This is a genomic window from Streptomyces sp., from assembly GCF_035644915.1.
In the GTDB taxonomy this organism is placed as follows: Bacteria; Actinomycetota; Actinomycetes; order Streptomycetales; family Streptomycetaceae; genus Streptomyces.
Genome location: NZ_DASQNP010000182.1, coordinates 1 through 15,628 on the forward strand (window position 1 = coordinate 1; position 15,628 = coordinate 15,628).

General features: G+C 71.3%; 15 protein-coding genes. 5 read left to right on the forward strand and 10 right to left on the reverse strand.

What is annotated here, in order from left to right; translation table 11 throughout:
* Together VE546_RS19850 and VE546_RS19855 are read left to right on the forward strand one after the other, a co-directional pair.
* A partial coding sequence (locus VE546_RS19850) for a hypothetical protein (RefSeq protein WP_324924205.1) occupies positions 1 to 2,101 on the forward strand: 2,101 nt, incomplete at its 5' end.
* Complete coding sequence (locus VE546_RS19855) at positions 2,098 to 2,733, forward strand: hypothetical protein (protein WP_324924207.1); 636 nt, start codon at positions 2,098 to 2,100, stop codon at positions 2,731 to 2,733. The genes VE546_RS19850 and VE546_RS19855, both read left to right, overlap by 4 nt.
* A gap of 9 nt (positions 2,734 to 2,742) precedes the next feature.
* Here VE546_RS19855 and VE546_RS19860 read toward each other — a convergent pair.
* Positions 2,743 to 3,604, reverse strand: a protein-coding gene (locus VE546_RS19860) for an IS5 family transposase (RefSeq protein ID WP_414720530.1) whose coding sequence is annotated in 2 segments (ribosomal slippage) — positions 2,743 to 3,250 and positions 3,249 to 3,604 — 864 coding nt in all. Because the reading frame shifts where the segments join, the coding sequence is not laid out codon by codon here.
* Between the two features lie 185 nt (positions 3,605 to 3,789).
* Between VE546_RS19860 and VE546_RS19865 the strand changes: the two genes are divergently transcribed.
* Positions 3,790 to 4,668 carry a hypothetical protein gene (locus VE546_RS19865; protein ID WP_324924210.1) on the forward strand — a complete coding sequence of 293 codons (879 nt, stop codon included), beginning with the start codon at positions 3,790 to 3,792 and terminating at the stop codon, positions 4,666 to 4,668.
* On the opposite strand, the gene VE546_RS19870 is transcribed toward VE546_RS19865, so the two are convergent.
* From VE546_RS19870 to VE546_RS19910, 9 genes are all read right to left on the reverse strand, one after another.
* On the reverse strand, positions 4,628 to 6,211 hold the full coding sequence (locus VE546_RS19870; RefSeq protein WP_324924212.1) for a long-chain fatty acid--CoA ligase: 1,584 nt from the start codon (positions 6,209 to 6,211) through the stop codon (positions 4,628 to 4,630). The two genes, VE546_RS19865 and VE546_RS19870, sit on opposite strands and share 41 nt — an antisense overlap.
* A gap of 65 nt (positions 6,212 to 6,276) precedes the next feature.
* Positions 6,277 to 6,987 carry a 4'-phosphopantetheinyl transferase family protein gene (locus tag VE546_RS19875; protein WP_324924214.1) on the reverse strand — a complete coding sequence of 237 codons (711 nt, stop codon included), beginning with the start codon at positions 6,985 to 6,987 and terminating at the stop codon, positions 6,277 to 6,279.
* A gap of 4 nt (positions 6,988 to 6,991) precedes the next feature.
* Complete coding sequence (locus VE546_RS19880; protein ID WP_324924216.1) at positions 6,992 to 7,909, reverse strand: alpha/beta fold hydrolase; 918 nt, start codon at positions 7,907 to 7,909, stop codon at positions 6,992 to 6,994.
* Entirely contained in the window at positions 7,906 to 8,850 is a 945-nt protein-coding gene (locus VE546_RS19885) for a beta-ketoacyl-ACP synthase III (protein WP_324924218.1), read from the reverse strand. Before VE546_RS19885 ends, VE546_RS19880 begins: the two co-directional genes overlap by 4 nt.
* Complete coding sequence (fabI, locus tag VE546_RS19890) at positions 8,847 to 9,689, reverse strand: enoyl-ACP reductase FabI (protein WP_324924220.1); 843 nt, start codon at positions 9,687 to 9,689, stop codon at positions 8,847 to 8,849. Before fabI ends, VE546_RS19885 begins: the two co-directional genes overlap by 4 nt.
* Positions 9,690 to 9,749: 60 nt before the next feature.
* The gene (locus VE546_RS19895) at positions 9,750 to 10,949 is read right to left on the reverse strand and encodes a beta-ketoacyl-[acyl-carrier-protein] synthase family protein (protein ID WP_324924222.1); all 1,200 of its coding nucleotides are present in this window, start codon (positions 10,947 to 10,949) and stop codon (positions 9,750 to 9,752) included.
* Positions 10,946 to 11,200, reverse strand: coding sequence for an acyl carrier protein (locus VE546_RS19900; RefSeq protein ID WP_324924224.1), 255 nt, complete (start codon positions 11,198 to 11,200; stop codon positions 10,946 to 10,948). Before VE546_RS19900 ends, VE546_RS19895 begins: the two co-directional genes overlap by 4 nt.
* Positions 11,201 to 11,245: 45 nt before the next feature.
* Positions 11,246 to 12,367, reverse strand: coding sequence for a radical SAM protein (locus tag VE546_RS19905; protein ID WP_324924226.1), 1,122 nt, complete (start codon positions 12,365 to 12,367; stop codon positions 11,246 to 11,248).
* A gap of 37 nt (positions 12,368 to 12,404) precedes the next feature.
* Positions 12,405 to 13,124: a Phenylacetic acid catabolic protein gene (locus tag VE546_RS19910; RefSeq protein WP_324924228.1), complete on the reverse strand. Its 720-nt coding sequence runs from the start codon at positions 13,122 to 13,124 to the stop codon at positions 12,405 to 12,407.
* A gap of 366 nt (positions 13,125 to 13,490) precedes the next feature.
* On the opposite strand from VE546_RS19910, the gene VE546_RS19915 reads away from it, so the two are divergent.
* Both VE546_RS19915 and VE546_RS19920 read left to right on the forward strand, forming a co-directional pair.
* Complete coding sequence (locus tag VE546_RS19915) at positions 13,491 to 14,678, forward strand: PLP-dependent aminotransferase family protein (RefSeq protein WP_324924230.1); 1,188 nt, start codon at positions 13,491 to 13,493, stop codon at positions 14,676 to 14,678.
* The gene (locus VE546_RS19920; protein WP_324924232.1) at positions 14,679 to 15,161 is read left to right on the forward strand and encodes a PaaI family thioesterase; all 483 of its coding nucleotides are present in this window, start codon (positions 14,679 to 14,681) and stop codon (positions 15,159 to 15,161) included.
* Positions 15,162 to 15,628 lie beyond the last annotated feature (467 nt).

Below are 15,628 nucleotides of genomic sequence, written 5' to 3' on the forward strand. Positions count from 1 at the left end.
GGCCGGGGCCTCCTTCGAGTATGCTTCCGATCGCCGGCTCGGTGACCAAGCCCACGAGCCTCCACAGACGAGCGCCTCATACACATTCGCCAGCCCGGTAGGTGTGGTCGCGGACCGCGTGGACAAGATCGTAAACGAGACACGTAAGCGCGATGTCTTGGACTGGGTCGAACTCGACCGTCAGCGCCTAATTGAGCGTGATCCGTTCGTGAAGGATCCCAAATGGGACTCGGCCTGGCAAAGTGCGCGTGCCGCCACCAAGGAGACACGGGTGCGTATTCTTGTCGTGGTGGCTCCTCGCGGCTGTGGCTCCACGACTTTCACCCACCAGTTCATCGCGCGTGAGGCAGACACCCGTTTCAAGCTGTGCAGGGCAGAAGCGGACTGGGAAAGCCCAACTGTAAGCAAGTTGCCTCTCGAGGTGGGACAAATCCTTCAGATCGACTTGAAGGAGCCTGGCCAAGATCGCCCCTCGACCACGTTCTTGAAGGACCTCGATGGGCACGCTCAGAAGCTCGAGGATTGCAAGTCCTACCTCGTTCTCACCATTGCCGAAGAGTTGTGGCGAGGCCATCGTGCCTGGGTTCCAGACCGCGCTCGTGTCGTCCACCTTAACGATTCACCCGATCCTCAGCACGTCGTCACAGCGCACCTGCGGGCAGCTGGATATCCGGGACTTGTCGCTTACGCGCAAACCGAAAAGGCGCGCGAGCAAATCCGTGGGCTGAACGCTATTGAGGCCGTACGTGCGGCAAGCACCGTGATCAGGCAATGGGAAGAGCTGGGGCGACGCCGGCCACCAGCCCTGTTGGTGGGGGACGGCCAGGAGGCGCCACTAGACGAGGAGCTGCGTGGTCAGGTCGAGAGCGCCCTGGCCGACTGGCGCGATGACTTGGACGTCTTGTTCGGGGACCCTGAAGAGGGCGGACAGCGCGGCATGCGGCCGCTTCCACTGGACGATCGTTGCCTGCTGCTTGCTCTGGCACTGCGGCAGTCCTCACCAGTCCTGCAGATCGCGACGGACGCTCGACTCCTCCAGGAAGAGATCGAAGCGTCTTCAAGCAAGCCAAGCCGTTTCTCCGATACCGGAAGTGTCTTTTCTGGGCGAGGGCTGCGTCGGCGCATTCAGGACGTCGGTGCTGCGGTCGACTCGCGGGACTACGTTTCCTTTGACCGTCCCGGCTATGGTCAGGCCGTCCTGACATACGTGTGGGATAACTACGAGATCATGCGGCCGCGCCTGCTGGAGTGGTTGGTGAGAGCCAGCGACGCCACTGCGAATGACGACCCCGCCATCAACGCACTCGCTCAGCTGACCTTCCGGTTTGGGGGAACAAAGGACCTGTCCGATCTACGCGCAACGGCTCTGAAAACACCCCAAGGGGACGCTGTGCTCGGCAAGGTTCTTGCTCACAACGCCCATGACGAGCACACAGGCCGACTAGTGTGGGCCACCCTCTACTCTTGGGCGTCCCAAGCCCAGGTGCAATCAGTAGTTGTCGCCATGTGCCGTGACGTCCTGCGTGACCCAAACGCCACCGTTCCGGTCTCCAAGATGGCAATGGTCCGGCTTCGCCGAGTGGTCCAGGAAGCCAGCAGCGGACCCGTTCGAGAAGCTGTACTCGAAGCTTGGCGCGCCCTCGCCACTGATCTGGGTCGCACCGACCTTCTGGTAGAGGAGGTTCAGAAGTGGCAGCGTAAAGCCACGCAGGAAACAGCAGGAAAACTCGCCCTGCTCGCCCTCATGCCACTCGAACACGACGGAATTCCATGGTTGCTCTCCGACGAACCTCCCGAGATTGACGTGGAAGCCGGACTCCGTGACCTTTTCGCCGATCCTGAGCTACTTTCAGAGACGATTCCTGTCGTCATCGGCTGGGTTCGCTCCTGCGCCGATGACACGAGCCGATACGAACGACTGAGGGACAGGCTGCTTTCTCCCTTGCGTGACCAGAAGGTCTTCAATGCCGGAATGCAGCTGATGCAGGCCTTGGCCGACGTACGGCGACCGGACGGCAGCAGCATCGGTGAAGACCTATATGGCAGGTTGGGAGATCCCCGGCTGCGATCCGTCTTTCCCCTGACGGAGAGCGCATCGTGACATGGTTGTGGCGCCGAGAACCGCGCAAGACCACATCCGCACAACCACGCCGTCTAGCCAGCGCCACTCCTGGCATCGCATTCGAGGCCAATATCACCGTCTGGTGGCGTCCTAAGCGTCGTAGTCGCCATTTGAACCTCGAGGAACTGGTCCGGCATGACGTAACAGCCGCCGCCGATAAGCTAGCGCAATGCCTCGAGGCGACTGACCTTCCTGCCGCTCAAGACGCGATCAACGCAGCTGTCGGAGATCCCCACCTCGCAGAAAACACCCGATACCGGCTAGTGAAGGTCGAGGTTCATCTAAGCCTCTCGACGGCAGCACGAGAAATTCTTGCCCAGCGTCATGCCGACGCCGAGCGAATTAGACGACTTCACTTCCTCAAAACACACTTGTACGATGACCCGGCTCTGGTCGTACTCGACCGACTTGAGACCCATTCGGAACGGCCATCACACAACGAAATCGAATACATCCAACGGCTCGCCCGTTCGCTACACGCAAACGAAAGCTGGTGGCGTCCGCTACTGGAACAATGGGAACAACTGGGAGAAGGTTTCACCAATACTGAGATGCAACACCGCGCCATGACCGCCATTCTCAATTCACTTGCGGCGCTCAAGGGCGACTAGGGTCCGTCTTCAAACGGATCTTGCCCAGAGCAGGAATGATGCGAGGGTGACCGCCGCTTCGTAGGAAGTGGCGGTCTTTTCGTATCTGGTGGCGATGCCGCGGAAGACCTTGAGCCGGTTGAAGCAGCGCTCGACCACGTTGCGCCGCCGGTAGGTCTCCCGGTCGAACCCTGGCGGTCGGCCACCGTAGCCACCGCGCCTCAGCCGGTGCCGTCGCTGGTCGGTCTTTTCGGGGATGGTGTTCGCAATGCCGCGCTTTCGCAGGTAGGCACGGAAGCCGCGGGAGCTGTAAGCCTTGTCTGCGATGACCTGGTCGGGCCTGCACCGCGGCCGGCCCGGGCCGGTGCGGGGAGCACGGATACGTTCCAACAGAGGGCGTGCGCAGACGCTGTCGTGGCGTTGGCCGGGCGTCACCAGGATCGCGAGCGGTCGGCCCTTGCCGTCACAGGCGAGGTGGATCTTGGTGGTCAGTCCGCCTCGGGATCGGCCGAGGGCGTGATCGTCCGGTTCGTCCTGCTGATGCCGCCCCTTTTCGGCCGGTGGCGGCGGCGTGCTGGTGGGCGCGGACGATGGTGGAGTCGATCTGGACCAGCCAGTCGATGTCGCCGGCCGCGTCGGCGTGGGCCTGGATGTGCCGCAGGGCTTGGGTGAACACCCCGTCGAGGGTGTAGCGGCGGAAGCGGGTGTACACGGTCTTCCACGGCCCGTAGCGTTCCGGCAGGTCACGCCAGGAGATCCCGGTGCGGATCTTGTAGACCATCCCGTTGATGACCTGCCGGTCCTCCACGCGGGGACGCCCCGTCGCGGCCTTGGGTATCAGCGGAGCGAGTAACTCCCACTCCTGGTCAGTGAGTTCATGACGACGTACCACGACACCATGATCTACCACCCGGATGATCCTTGAAGACGGACCCTAGTACCGCAAGTGGCTCTCATCGTTCCAGGCCTGATCTTTGTCTCCGGCATCCTCCATGCCACGGGCGTCTGACGGCTCACGTGCCACATACTTCTTCAACACATTCACCTGCACAATTGCACCGACGCATAGAGATAAGCATGAAGCTGTGGGAGCTGCGCTCCTACGACCAGGTCATCCGCATGGAACAGGAGCGCCTGGTGTACGAGGCGCGGCTGCGGGCCCGGTACGGGCGCGGCTGGAAGCGCCGGGCGCCGGTGGAGGCGCTGATGCCGCTGCGGCTGGCGCGGTACGGGGTGCCGCTGTCGGAGACCGCTCCGGCGGGGCTGGCCGCGGCCGGCATCGAGCCGCCGGCGGCTCCGGCGGCGGGCGGTGCCGTGGGCGGGCCGGCGGGCGGTGCGGTGGAGGCGCCGCGGGGGGCCGTGCCCGAACTGGAGCCGTCCGCAGGGGAGTCGGCGGCGGAGGAGCCCGTACGGGAGCCGGTGCGGGAGCAGGCCGAGCCGGCGGGGGAGGCGGTCGTGGCCGAGGCCGCGCCCCAGCCCCGGCCCGCCCCCGTGCCCACCGCCGAGGAGGCCGGCGAGAGGGCTGCCGAGGAGACCGCCGAGAGGGCTGCCGAGGAGGCCGCCGGACCCGCGGTGACCGTCCCGGTCACTCCGGGCGGGCGGCGCCGCAGCCTGGGCCAGGCGCAGGCGAACGGCCGGTCCGTCCCCGTACCCGCGCAGCGCTCGGCCCGGCCGGAGCCCGAACCGGAGTCCGAACCGGAGCCGGAGCCCGAGCCGGACGCCGAGCCCGTCGGCATCCCGGACGGGGTGCCGCGCGAGGACGTCTACTACGCGGCCTACCAGCGGTTCATAGCGGAGCAGGGCACGCGCCCCACCGCCCGCCAGCTCGCCCGGGCGCTCCACGAGCGCGACGGCGTGATGTACGCCGACGGCAGCCTGCTCACCGAGGCCTATCTCCGCGACTACCTGCGGGAGTTCAAGCACCGCTACAACGCGGAGATGGGTCTGGCGGGATGATCTCCCGCTTGAGGATCTTGCCCGTCGGGCCCTTGGGGAGGGAGTCGGCGGCCCAGACGATCCGCGGGTACTTGTAGGGCGCCACCTGCTCCCGCACGAAGTCGCGCAGCTCCTCCGGGGCGGTCCCGGCCCCCGGACGCAGGACGACCGCGGCGGCCACCTCCTGGCCGTGGACGGGATGCGGAACCCCCAGGACCGCCGCCTCGGCGACGTCCGGGTGCCGGTAGAGCACCTCCTCGACCTCGCGGGGATAGACGTTGTAGCCGCCCCGGATGATGACGTCCTTGATGCGGTCCACGATGCGGAAGTCGCCCCGGGCGTCCCGGGTGCCCAGGTCCCCGGTGTGCAGCCAGCCGTCCCGCACCGTCTCGGCGGTCTCCCGCGGACGGCGCCAGTACCCCTTCATGACGTTGTGCCCGCGGATGACGATCTCGCCGACCTCGCCGTCCGGCAGCTCTCCGCCCCGGCGGTCGACCACGCGCATCTCGACGCCGTCGATGGGGATGCCGATGGTGCCGGCGACGCGCGGGCGGTCGATCCGGTTGACGCAGGCGAGCGGTGAGGACTCCGAGAGGCCGTACCCCTCCAGGACCGCGCAGGCGAAACCGGCCTCGAAGCCGTGCAGCACCTCGACGGGCATCGGGGAGCCGCCGCACAGGCAGACGCGGAGCGAGGAGACGTCGTGGGCCGACCGGTCCGGCAGGCCCAGGAGCAGCGTGTACATCGTCGGAACCCCGAGGAACACGGTGACCCGGTCGCGTTCGATCACCGACAGCGTCCGGGCCGGGTCGAAGCGCGGCAGCAGGGTGAGGCAGGCGCCCACGGCCACCGCGCAGTTGAGCCCCATCACCTGGCCGAAGGAGTGGAAGAGCGGCAGACCGCCGAAGATCACGTCGTCCGGGGCCAGGCGGAGCACCTCCGCCCCGGCGGCCACGTTGCGGAGGATGTTGCGGTGGGTCAGCTCGGCGCCCTTGGGCCTGCCGGTGGTGCCCGACGTGTAGAGGATGACCGCGGTGTCGGAGGCCGAGCGCTCCCCGGTCCCGGGCAGCGGCGCGTGCTCCCGCACCCGTGCGGTGAAGGCGGCCGGTTCCACCGCGATGTGCCGGGTGCCCGCCCGCCGGGCGCCCAGCGCGGCCTGGCCGCCGTCCTCGTGCCAGGCGAACAGCAGGGACGCCCCGGAATCCGCCAGGCAGTGCTCCACCTCCCCGGCCTTGAGCAGGGGGTTGACGGGCACGACCACGCCCCCGGCGCGGAGGACGCCGTAGTAGAGGACCGCGAAGACCGGGGTGTTGGGGAGGTGGAGGGCCACCCGGTCGCCCGCCCGGACCCCCAGGGAGCGCAGCCGGCCGGCGGCGCGGCTGCTGAGGTCGTCCAGCTCGGCGAACGTCAGCTCCTCGCCGTCGAGCCGGATGGCGGGGCGGTCGGGGTGGCGGGCGGCCGTGGCGGCGAGGAGGGCGGGGATCAGGTCCGCGGCGGCCGGTACGGCGTACGGTGCGGCGGCCGGTGGCGGTCCGGCCTCGACGGGCGGTCTGACGTCGGTCATGGTTCTCCTCCGTGTGACGGTGCGGGGTGAGGGGGCCGGGTGGGGGCGGGGGCGCGGAGCCGGGGTCAGGTCACGACGACCGCGGTGACCAGGAGGCCGCGGTGCGACAGCCAGCGTCCGTGCAGCAGCCGGGGGACCGGGACGCCGGCCGGGGCCGCCGTGAGCCGGGCGCGGAAGGTCCCGCGGCGGGTGCCGCCCTCCGGGGCGGCGGTCACCTCGGCGTCCTCGAAGCCCAGCCAGGAGCCGCCGGCGGAGCACCAGGCCTTGTAGACGGCCTCCTTGGCGCTGAACAGCAGCCGGTCCCAGGAGACCGCGGGGTGCCGCTCCCGGTACTCCGCCAGCCACTCCCGTTCCGCGCCGAACGCCACCGCCTCCAGCACCCCCGCCGGAAGCGGCGCGTCCGGCTCCGCGTCCAGGCCCAGTGCCACGGCGTCCCGGGAGCGGGCCACCGCCGCCGCCCGGTAGCCGTCGCAGTGGGTGATGCTGCCCACCACCCCCGCGGGCCAGGCGGGCATGCCGCGCCGGCCGCGGGGCAGCGCGACCCCGGGCAGGCCCAGGGCGGCCATGGCCCGCCGCGCGCAGAGCCGGCCCGCGCCGAACTCCCCGCGGCGGCCGGCGCCCGCCCGGGCCACCAGCTCCTCCTCCTCGGGGAAGAGCACCGGCGGCTCCGGGTCCGACGTCAGCTCCGCGCACCCCGCCCAGGACGGCAGCAGCCGCGCCGGCAGGGGACGGTCCTGCCGCGGGACGGCGGGGACGGCGGGGCGCCGGGGCGGCACGGGGTCAGCCCTCCGGGCCGGCGAGGCGGACCGGCCCGGCCGGGGTGTCGTGCCGGGCGACGGTCCGCGACGTCCACGCGGCGATCTCCTCGACCAGCCCGCCGTTGTGGCGGATCCAGCGGAAGTGGTCCAGCGGGCGGTCCCCGGCGGCGGCCCGGGTGTAGCTCCAGCGCCGGACGCGGGCCGCCGGCATCTTGCCGCACAGGTGGTCCACCGCGCGGGGCGGTGCCAGGTCGTCGCCCTCGACGTCCACGGCCAGCACCGGGAGCTCGACCGAGCGCAGGGCCCGTTCGTAGTCGGCGCACGCCCCCCGGGAGGAGAACCTGCCGGTGCGCAACTGCCGCGCCCAGTCCCGCATCAGACGGGCGGACTCCCGCCCGCCGAAGCCCAGCCGCTCGCCCGGCCAGTAGCCCAGCAGCGCCGCGCCGGCGGCGTAGGAGTGGCCCAGCAGCAGCCGGCGCAGCCCCGTGGGCAGGCCGAACGCCCGGTACCAGGCCGAGCCGCTGGCCACCAGCACCGCACCGGCGAGCCGCGGCCGGAAGAGGCCGCAGTGCACCATCCCCAACTGCCCGCCCAGGCTGTGGCCGAGCAGCAGCACCGGGGCCCCGGGGAACGCCCGGCCGGCCTCGGCCAGCACCGCCCCGATGTCGTGCTCCACGATCTCGCGGTAGCCGAACCGGACGCCGCGCGCCGGGACCGGCAGGCTCTCGCCGTGGCCCCGCAGGTCGGTGGTGACCACGGTCATCCCCCGCCGGTGCAGGGCCCGTACGAGCGGGACGTAGTGCCGCGCGGCCGTCCCCATGGCGGGGAACACCACCAGCACCGGCGCGGTGGCGTCCCGGGCGGGCAGCGCGCGCACGGTCAGCCGGGCCCCGTCGGGGACGGTGATCCGGGCGAGCACCGGAAGGGCGGGCCGTCTCATCGTCCCGCCAGCCGCCAGCCGAGCACCCCGGCCCCCCAGGTGATCCCGGCGCCGAAGGCGGCCACTGCCAGCAGCCCCGTCCGCCCCATGCGGCCCTCCCGCAGCGCGTGGGACAGCGCGATGGGGATGGAGGCCGAGGAGGTGTTGGCCACCCGGTCCACGTTGAGGAAGAGCCGCTCGGGGGGCAGGCCGAGCTCCTTGCCGACCGCCCTGACGATGCGGGCGTTGGCCTGGTGCGCGACGAACAGGTCGATGTCGTCGCAGGTCAGCTCCTGCCGGTCGAGCACGCGGCGGGCCGCGTCGGACATCTTCTCGACGGCGTGCACGAAGATCTCCGGCCCGTCCATCCGCAGCTTCCGGTCGTGCCGGTCGGCGTAGAGCAGCGGGATCTGCCGCCCGTCCGAGCCGAGGTGGAAGTACGGGGCGGGCGCGTCCGGCACGTCGGCGAGCAGGACGGCACCGGCGCCGTCGCCCAGGAGCACGGCGGTGCTCCGGTCCTCCCGGTCGGTGATGCGGGTGAGCGCCTCGGCGCCGCAGACCAGGACCGCCCCGGCGCGGCCGGACTCGATGAGCGCGCCGCCGTGGTCCAGCGCGTAGACGAAACCGGCGCAGGCCGCGTGCAGGTCGAAGGCGGCGGCGTGCGCCAGGCCGAGCCGGGCGGCCACCTCGACCGCGAGGCCCGGGGTGACCCGGTCCGGCGTGGTGGTCGCGACCACCACGTGGCGGATGTCGTCGGCCCGGTGGCCGGACGATTCGATCGCGGACCCGGCCGCGGCCACGGCGAGGTCGGCGAGGTGGCCGTCCTCCGCCAGGAAGCGGCGCTCCCTGATGCCGGTCCGCTTCACGATCCACTCGTCGGAGGAGCCGATGCGGTCGAAGTGGCTGTTGGGCACGGTCCGTTCGGGGAGCGCGGCACCGATGCCCACGATCGCCGCCGTCATCGGACGGCCCCCTCTCCGGGCTCTCCGGCCTCCCCGGGCCCTCCCGGGCGCGGGCCGGCCGCCCCGACGCGTACGGCGTGCATGCCCCCGTCGGCGTGCAGGACCTCGCCGGTGACGGTGGCGGCGAGGTCGGACAGCAGGAACAGCAGCGGGCCGGTGAGCCGGGCCGGGTCGGTCCGGTCCCAGCCGAGCGGCGCCTCCTCCTCCCACCGGTCCGCGATCCGGTCGAAGGTGCTGATGGCCAGTCCGGCCACCGTCTCGACGGGCCCGGCCGCCACCAGGTTGACGCGGACCCCCAGGGGGCCGAGGTAGAGGGCGAGGTAGCGGCAGACCGCGCCCAGCGCCGCCTTGCCGACGCCCATCCAGTCGTACCCCGCCCAGGCCCCCGAGGAGTCGAAGTCGAGCCCGACCACGCTGCCCCGCCGCCCGCCCTCGGTCAGCAGCGGGACGAGCGCGGTGGTGAGGGTGTGCAGCGAGATCGCCGCGGTGCGCAGGGCGTGTGCCGCGCTGTCGACGGGGGTGGTCAGGAAGTTGCCGCTGAGGGCGTCCTGCGGGGCGGCCGCGACGGAGTGCAGCACGCCGTCCACCGCGCCCCAGCGCCGCTCCAGCTCCTCGGCCAGCCGGGCGAAGTCACCGGGCCGGGTGACGTCCAGTTCGAGGACGTCGGGCGGGTCCGGCAGTTTGGACGCCGCGGCCTCGGTGATCCGCCGGGTGCGGCCGAATCCGGTCAGCAGGACCCCGGCTCCCGCCTGTTGCAGCGCTCTGGCGGTGTGCCAGGCGATGGAGTCGTCGTTGAGCACCCCGGTGATCAGGTACCGGCGCCCCTCGAAGCCGAGCATCAGCGGTGGCCTTTCGTCCGTCGGGCTGTCGGGCTGTCGGGTGGTCCGTCGGGGGCCTCGTCAGGGGGCGGCCAGCACGATCGCCGCGTTGTGGCCGCCGAACCCGAACGAGGTGGAGAGCCCGGTCAGGGGCCGCCCGGACGCGGTCAGCGGCCGTGCGGTGCGGATCAGATCGAGCGCGCCGAGCCGTTCGTCCGGGGTGCGCAGGCCCACCGTGGGCGGTGCGACGGCGTGCCGCAGCGCCTGGAGGGTGACGATGGCCTCCACCGCCCCGGCGGCGCCGAAGAGGTGGCCGAGGGCCGCCTTGCTCGACGACAGGGGGACGGTGGCCAGCGCGTCCCCCAGCGCCAGGCGCAGCGCCTCGCACTCCAGCCGGTCGTTGAGCACGGTGCCCGTGCCGTGGGCGTTGACGTAGTCGACGTCCCGCGGCGCCACCCCGGCGTGTGCCAGCGCCCGGGTGACCGCGGCCGCCGCGGGGGCCCCGGTGGGATCCGGGGCGGTCACGTGGTGCGCGTCCGAGGTGGCCCCGTAGCCGAGCACCCTGCCGAGCACCTCGGCCCCGCGCCGGGCGGCCCCGGCGGCGGTCTCCAGGACCAGGATCCCGGCCCCCTCGCCGATCACGAACCCGTCGCGGTCCCGGTCGAACGGCATCGACGAACCGGTCGGCGACAGCGCCCCGGCGTTGCGGAAGGCCGCGCCGACCAGCTCCGACGTGGACGCCTCGGCGCCGCCCACGAGCACCGCGTCCGCCTCGCCCGCCGCCAGCATCCGCAGCCCGGCGCCGATGGCCTGCGCGCCGCTGCTGCACGCGGCGGCCACGCACAGCGCCTCGCCCCGGAAGCCGTGGCGCATCGACAGGTGGGACGCCGCCGCGTTGGCCATCATCTGCGGCACCAACAGCGGCGACACGTACTCCGCCGACCGCTCGGCGAGCACCCTGCCCTGGGCCTCGAAGCTCGCGGTGCCGCCGAGGCCGCAGCCGACCACGCAGGCGATCCGCTCGGGCGGGTACGGCGGCGCGCCCTCCTGCCAGCCGGCCCGCGCCAGCGCCTCGCCGGCCGCGACCAGCGCGAGCTGGGTGAAGCGGTCGGTGCGGCGGACCTGGCTGCGGGGCAGGTGGTCACCGGCGACGAAGCCGTCGCACCGGCCCATTCCATCGGACAGGCCGCTCCCGCCGGCCACCGCGCGCTCGTGGAGCACATCGGCGCCGACGCCGAGCGGGGTGACCGCGCCGAAGCCGGTGACCACCCCCGCGGTCACTCCAGGCCGGCCTTCCGGTAGCAGAGCCCCAGCACCTGCCCGACCGTCTCGATCCCGTCGAAGTCCTTCGGCTTGACGGGGATCTCCAGGTCCTTCTTGATGTTCTGGCTCAGCTCGACCATGTCGAGCGAGTCGATCTCCAGGTCGTCGAGCGCCGCGTCGGGGAGGACGTCCTCCCGGTCGACCCCCAGATCGACGAGGGCGTCCGTGACGAACTTCTCGATGGCGGTGCGGTCGAGCGTGTCAGACATGGATCTCCTTACGGGAAGGGGGAGGGGGACGCGTCCCGGAGCGGCTCAGTGGCCCGGAGCCTGGGCCTTGCTCGCGTGGTAGGGGGACCAGTGCCACTGCCGCCAGTAGCTCTCCGCGATGTCCAGCCACTGCTCCAGGCGCTCCGCGCTGTCCAGGAAGCGGGAGCCGCTCACCACCAGCCAGCTGTAGACGGCCTGGCTGTCCCGGCAGCCGTTGCAGTCGCCGGAGGTGCAGCAGAACTGCAGCGTCTCGTAGTCGGCGCCCCAGGCGGCGAAGCCCGGGATCACCGGGTTGCCGTTGACCACCCGCTCGGCGTGGTCGGGGTGGTCGACGCTGAGGCTGGGGCAGACGTCGTAGCCGAACCGGCCGCCCCAGTGGGTGGTGCCCGTGATGAGCGTCCGGATGAAGTAGGGGTGGCTCACCACCGTCTCGGGGTAGGCCTCCTTGACCCGCAGCGCCTCGTCCAGCACGCGCCGTTCGTTCTCGATCCGGATCGGGGACTCGGTGCCGTGCTCGCTGTAGAAGTTGAAGGTGACGATGTTCCCGTTCTCGGCGATCTTGCGGACCGTCGGTTCCAGGTGGGGCAGCCCGGCCTCGGACAGGGCGAAGATGAACAGCACCCGGGGGTCGTCGCGGTAGTGCGAGAGCGCGGTGTCGAACAGGCCGGTGAACTTGGAGCCGTTGACCCGGATGGCGCGGAGGTCGTCGTCGAGCGGGCCGCCGCCGAAGAGGCTGACCGCGACGGCGATGTGCTCGAAGCCCTGCGTGGGCATCGGCCGCAGGCCGTTGGTGGAGATGGTGATGTACGGCAGTTCCTCGACGAAGGCCTCCACCCGGCGCAGCACCAGGGTCGGTTCGCCGCCGATCAGGGTGGCCTGGTTGGTGCCCTCCTCGGCCAGCCGGCGCGCGAAGGCCCGGATCTTCTCCAGGTCCGTCTGCTCGCGCACGGCGGTGTCGAACCCGCCCTCGAAGTACCAGCAGCCCTTGCAGCGGATGTTGCAGGCGTTGGTGAGGTGCACCTCGCAGGAGCGGACCTCGCGGCCCAGCCGGCGGATGCGGTGCAGCCGCTCGGCCAGTTCGGGCCGCTCGGTCAGGATGGCCGCGGTGCGTTCCTTGGCTTCGCGGCGGGTCGGGGGACGCTGGGAGATCGTGACCGGTGTCGCCATCGGTGGCTCCTAGGAAGTCGGGGGGACGTGCGGTCCGTCACTCCGGGACCTTCAGCCCCAGGTTCTTGATCCGCGGCGTCACCTTCGCCCGCCACAGGTCGCAGGCCTCTCCGTTGGTGGTCTGGCGCAGCCCGAAGCGCACGGCGAGCTTCGACCGCTCGGAGCGGGGACTGCCGAAGATCCGCACGAAGCCGGGCCAGAGCCGGTCCAGCGCGTTCTGGAGCTGCTCGCGCCCCTCGTCGGTGCGGGCCAGGTTGCGGCACACCCGGGCGCCGTGGGCGATGTGCACCTTCTCGTCCTGGATGATCGTGCGGACGGCGTTCGCCCAGGGCTTGTAGCTGCTCTGCGCGAACTCCGAGATCATCACCATCGCGGTCTCCTCGCCGATGTAGGAGAAGATGCCGCGCTCGGCCCAGGTGGTGCAGGTGTGGAACTCGTGGCCGGCGAAGAGGTTCCGCTCGGACAGGGTCTGCGCCTCCATGTAGCTGGTGTCGATCCCGATGTCGGCGAGCACCGCCTTGCCGAGCTTGTAGTGGTCGTACTCCTCGACGGCCCGCTCGGCGCACACCTGCCGTTCCTCGGCGGTGGGGGCCAGGGGGAGGAAGACCTGGATGTAGTCGTCGCCGCCGGAGAGTTCCCCCTCGGTGTTGACGATCATTCCCCGTACCGCGATCTCGCGGTACTCCTCCGGCATCGCGAGGAATTCGTCGGGGGTGCGGACGACAACCGCCTCGTCGCTCGGAATGGAGATAACCATGCCGACCTTCCCTTCCGGAAAATGTTCAGCTTCTGCCCGTCGGCCGACTGAAATTCATTTCGGGCGGCAAACGCTGCGCATCGTAGGCGCCGCCTCCTCGCCGCATCAACGGCGCTTATCGGCCAGCGCGGCGGAGCTACGGGGCGGTAGGCATTGAGGAACAAGTCCTTCCGGGGGCCGTTTCCTCCGGTGATTCCGGCCGGGCACCCGGATGATTTAGGAGTCAATCAGATCCGGTTGTGGCCGAAACGGCTCGCCGAACGCTGCGGCGGTCTCGGATGGTGGTCGGCCGCCGGGGGCGGAATGCCTCATTCACTTTCCGCCGGGCGGCATGGACAGGTCCCTTATTCCCTATATGCTGACGCCATGCTCCTTCCCGCCCCCGTGCCCGCGGTCGCCAGGCGTGCCGTCGCCGTCGAGTCCTCGCCCGTACGCGAAATCCTGGCGCTCACGGCACGCCCCGAGGTCATCACCTTCGCCGGCGGCCTGCCGGCGCCCGAGCTCTTCGACGTCGAGGGCATCAGGAGCGCCTACGACCGGGTCCTGGCGGAGAGCCCGTGGCGGGCCCTGCAGTACTCCACCACCGAGGGGGACGAGGGCCTGCGGTCCGCGATCGCGGACCGGACGACCGCCCGCGGCCTGCCCACCGGGGCCGGCGACCTGCTGATCACCACCGGCTCGCAGCAGGCCCTCACCCTGCTGACCACCGCCCTGCTGGAGCCCGGTGACGTGGTGCTGGTCGAGGACCCGTGCTACCTGGCCGCCCTCCAGTGCTTCGGATTCGCCGGCGCGCGCCTGGTCCCGGTGCCGACCGACGACGAGGGGCTGGACCCGGTGGCGCTCGAGGAGATCGCCGCCCGGGAGAGGCCCAAGCTGCTGTACCTCGTCCCGACCTTCCAGAACCCCACCGGCCGTACGCTCCCCGAGGCGCGGCGCGTCGCGGTGGCCGAGGCCGCCGCCCGGCACGGCTTCTGGATCGTCGAGGACGACCCGTACGGGGAGCTGCGCTACGACGGCGAGCACGTGCCGTGGATCGCCTCCGTGCCGGCCGCGGCCGACCGCGCCGTGCTGCTCGGCTCCTTCTCCAAGATCATGGCGCCGGGCATGCGGCTCGGTTTCCTGCGCGCCCCCGAGGCCCTGCTCCGCTCCTGCGTGATCGCCAAGCAGGCGGCCGACCTGCACACCTCGACCATCGACCAGGCCGCGGCCGCGTACTACCTGCGGGACAGCGATCTCGACGCCCACGTCCGCGTGATCCGCGCGGCCTACCGGGAGCGCCGCGACGCCATGCTCCAGGGGCTTCCGGAGGCGCTGCCCCCCGGCAGCCGCTGGAACCGCCCCGAGGGCGGCATGTTCGTCTGGGCGGCCCTCCCGGAGGGGTACGACGCGAGCGAGCTGCTGCGGGTCGCGGTCGAACACGAGGTGGCGTACGTCCCCGGAGCGCCCTTCTTCGTGGGCGCTCCGGATCCGAGCGCCATGCGCCTGTCCTTCACCACGCACTCCCCCGAGGAGATCGCCGAGGGACTGCGCCGGCTGGCCAAGGCGTTCGAGTAGATGTCCCTGCGGAGCGAGGCGGGCCTCATGATGGCCCCCGACGACCTCAACCGTCTGATAGCGCGCCACTTCCCGGACTACGCGGCCTGCCGGGTGGTCGAGGTCGATCCGGCGCACCTGGTGATGGAGGCCGAGGGCGCGCGGCTGCGGACCCGTCCGGGAGGGACGATTTCCGGCCCCGAACAGGTCGGGCTCGTCGATCTCGCCGGCTTCCTCCTCATCAACGCGCGGCTCGGCCCCACGCTGATGGCGCTGACCAGCTCGCTCCAGGTCAACTTCCTGAACCGGCCCGGGACGGGGCTGCTGCGCACCCGCGTCCGGATGGCCAAGTCCGGCAGGCGCCTGTGCGTGGTGCTCGCGGAACTGGAGGACGAGGAGGCGGGCCTGGCGGCGACCGCCACGGTGACGTACTCGGTCCCGCCGGCCGACCGGAGGTCCGGGCCCGCCGGGCCCGGGTCCGGCGGGGCGGCACAGGCCCGCTGATCCGGGCGCCCCGCCCGGTCTCCGGCCCGTTCCCGGAAATACGGAATCGATTGTTCCTGCCGGGTCGCCCCGTGTTCTCCGGGGGAGGCGGACGCACACCGGAGCGGCCCGAAAAGGGCCGGAAGAGGAGAACGGGGACGGAAGGCGGACGGACGGGAGCGTACCGGATTACCGCGGGCCCCGGCCGGTGGCCGGCGTAATTGCGTGCGGGCGGACGCGCGAGGTCCGAAAAGTGCCCCTTGCGCTACGGGAATCGACGGCGAGCGGCCCGTGGGATCACCGGCCGTCCGTATTCCGGAAACCGCCGACCGCGTCCGCCGGGGGCCCGGGTAATCTTTTGGAAAAGGGGATCACCGGCCGGCAGGGCGCCCGGCGGCCCCTGTCGGCGGGCCCGGAAGGAACCGCTCGGCGGGGAATTCGCCCGGCGTTCCGCCGAAACGGAATAACAGCCTCCTGACTTTCCGCCC

Excerpts from the sequence above, each read along its gene's own strand:
- VE546_RS19870 (WP_324924212.1), bottom strand. The coding sequence starts at position 6,211 with ATGACCGACGTCAGACCGCCCGTCGAGGCCGGACCGCCACCGGCCGCC.
- VE546_RS19900 (WP_324924224.1), bottom strand. The coding sequence starts at position 11,200 with ATGTCTGACACGCTCGACCGCACCGCCATCGAGAAGTTCGTCACGGAC.
- VE546_RS19865 (WP_324924210.1), top strand. The coding sequence starts at position 3,790 with ATGAAGCTGTGGGAGCTGCGCTCCTACGACCAGGTCATCCGCATGGAA.
- fabI (WP_324924220.1), bottom strand. The coding sequence starts at position 9,689 with ATGCTCGGCTTCGAGGGGCGCCGGTACCTGATCACCGGGGTGCTCAAC.
- VE546_RS19920 (WP_324924232.1), top strand. The coding sequence starts at position 14,679 with ATGTCCCTGCGGAGCGAGGCGGGCCTCATGATGGCCCCCGACGACCTC.
- VE546_RS19905 (WP_324924226.1), bottom strand. The coding sequence starts at position 12,367 with ATGGCGACACCGGTCACGATCTCCCAGCGTCCCCCGACCCGCCGCGAA.
- VE546_RS19910 (WP_324924228.1), bottom strand. The coding sequence starts at position 13,124 with ATGGTTATCTCCATTCCGAGCGACGAGGCGGTTGTCGTCCGCACCCCC.
- VE546_RS19915 (WP_324924230.1), top strand. The coding sequence starts at position 13,491 with ATGCTCCTTCCCGCCCCCGTGCCCGCGGTCGCCAGGCGTGCCGTCGCC.
- VE546_RS19885 (WP_324924218.1), bottom strand. The coding sequence starts at position 8,850 with ATGACGGCGGCGATCGTGGGCATCGGTGCCGCGCTCCCCGAACGGACC.
- VE546_RS19880 (WP_324924216.1), bottom strand. The coding sequence starts at position 7,909 with ATGAGACGGCCCGCCCTTCCGGTGCTCGCCCGGATCACCGTCCCCGAC.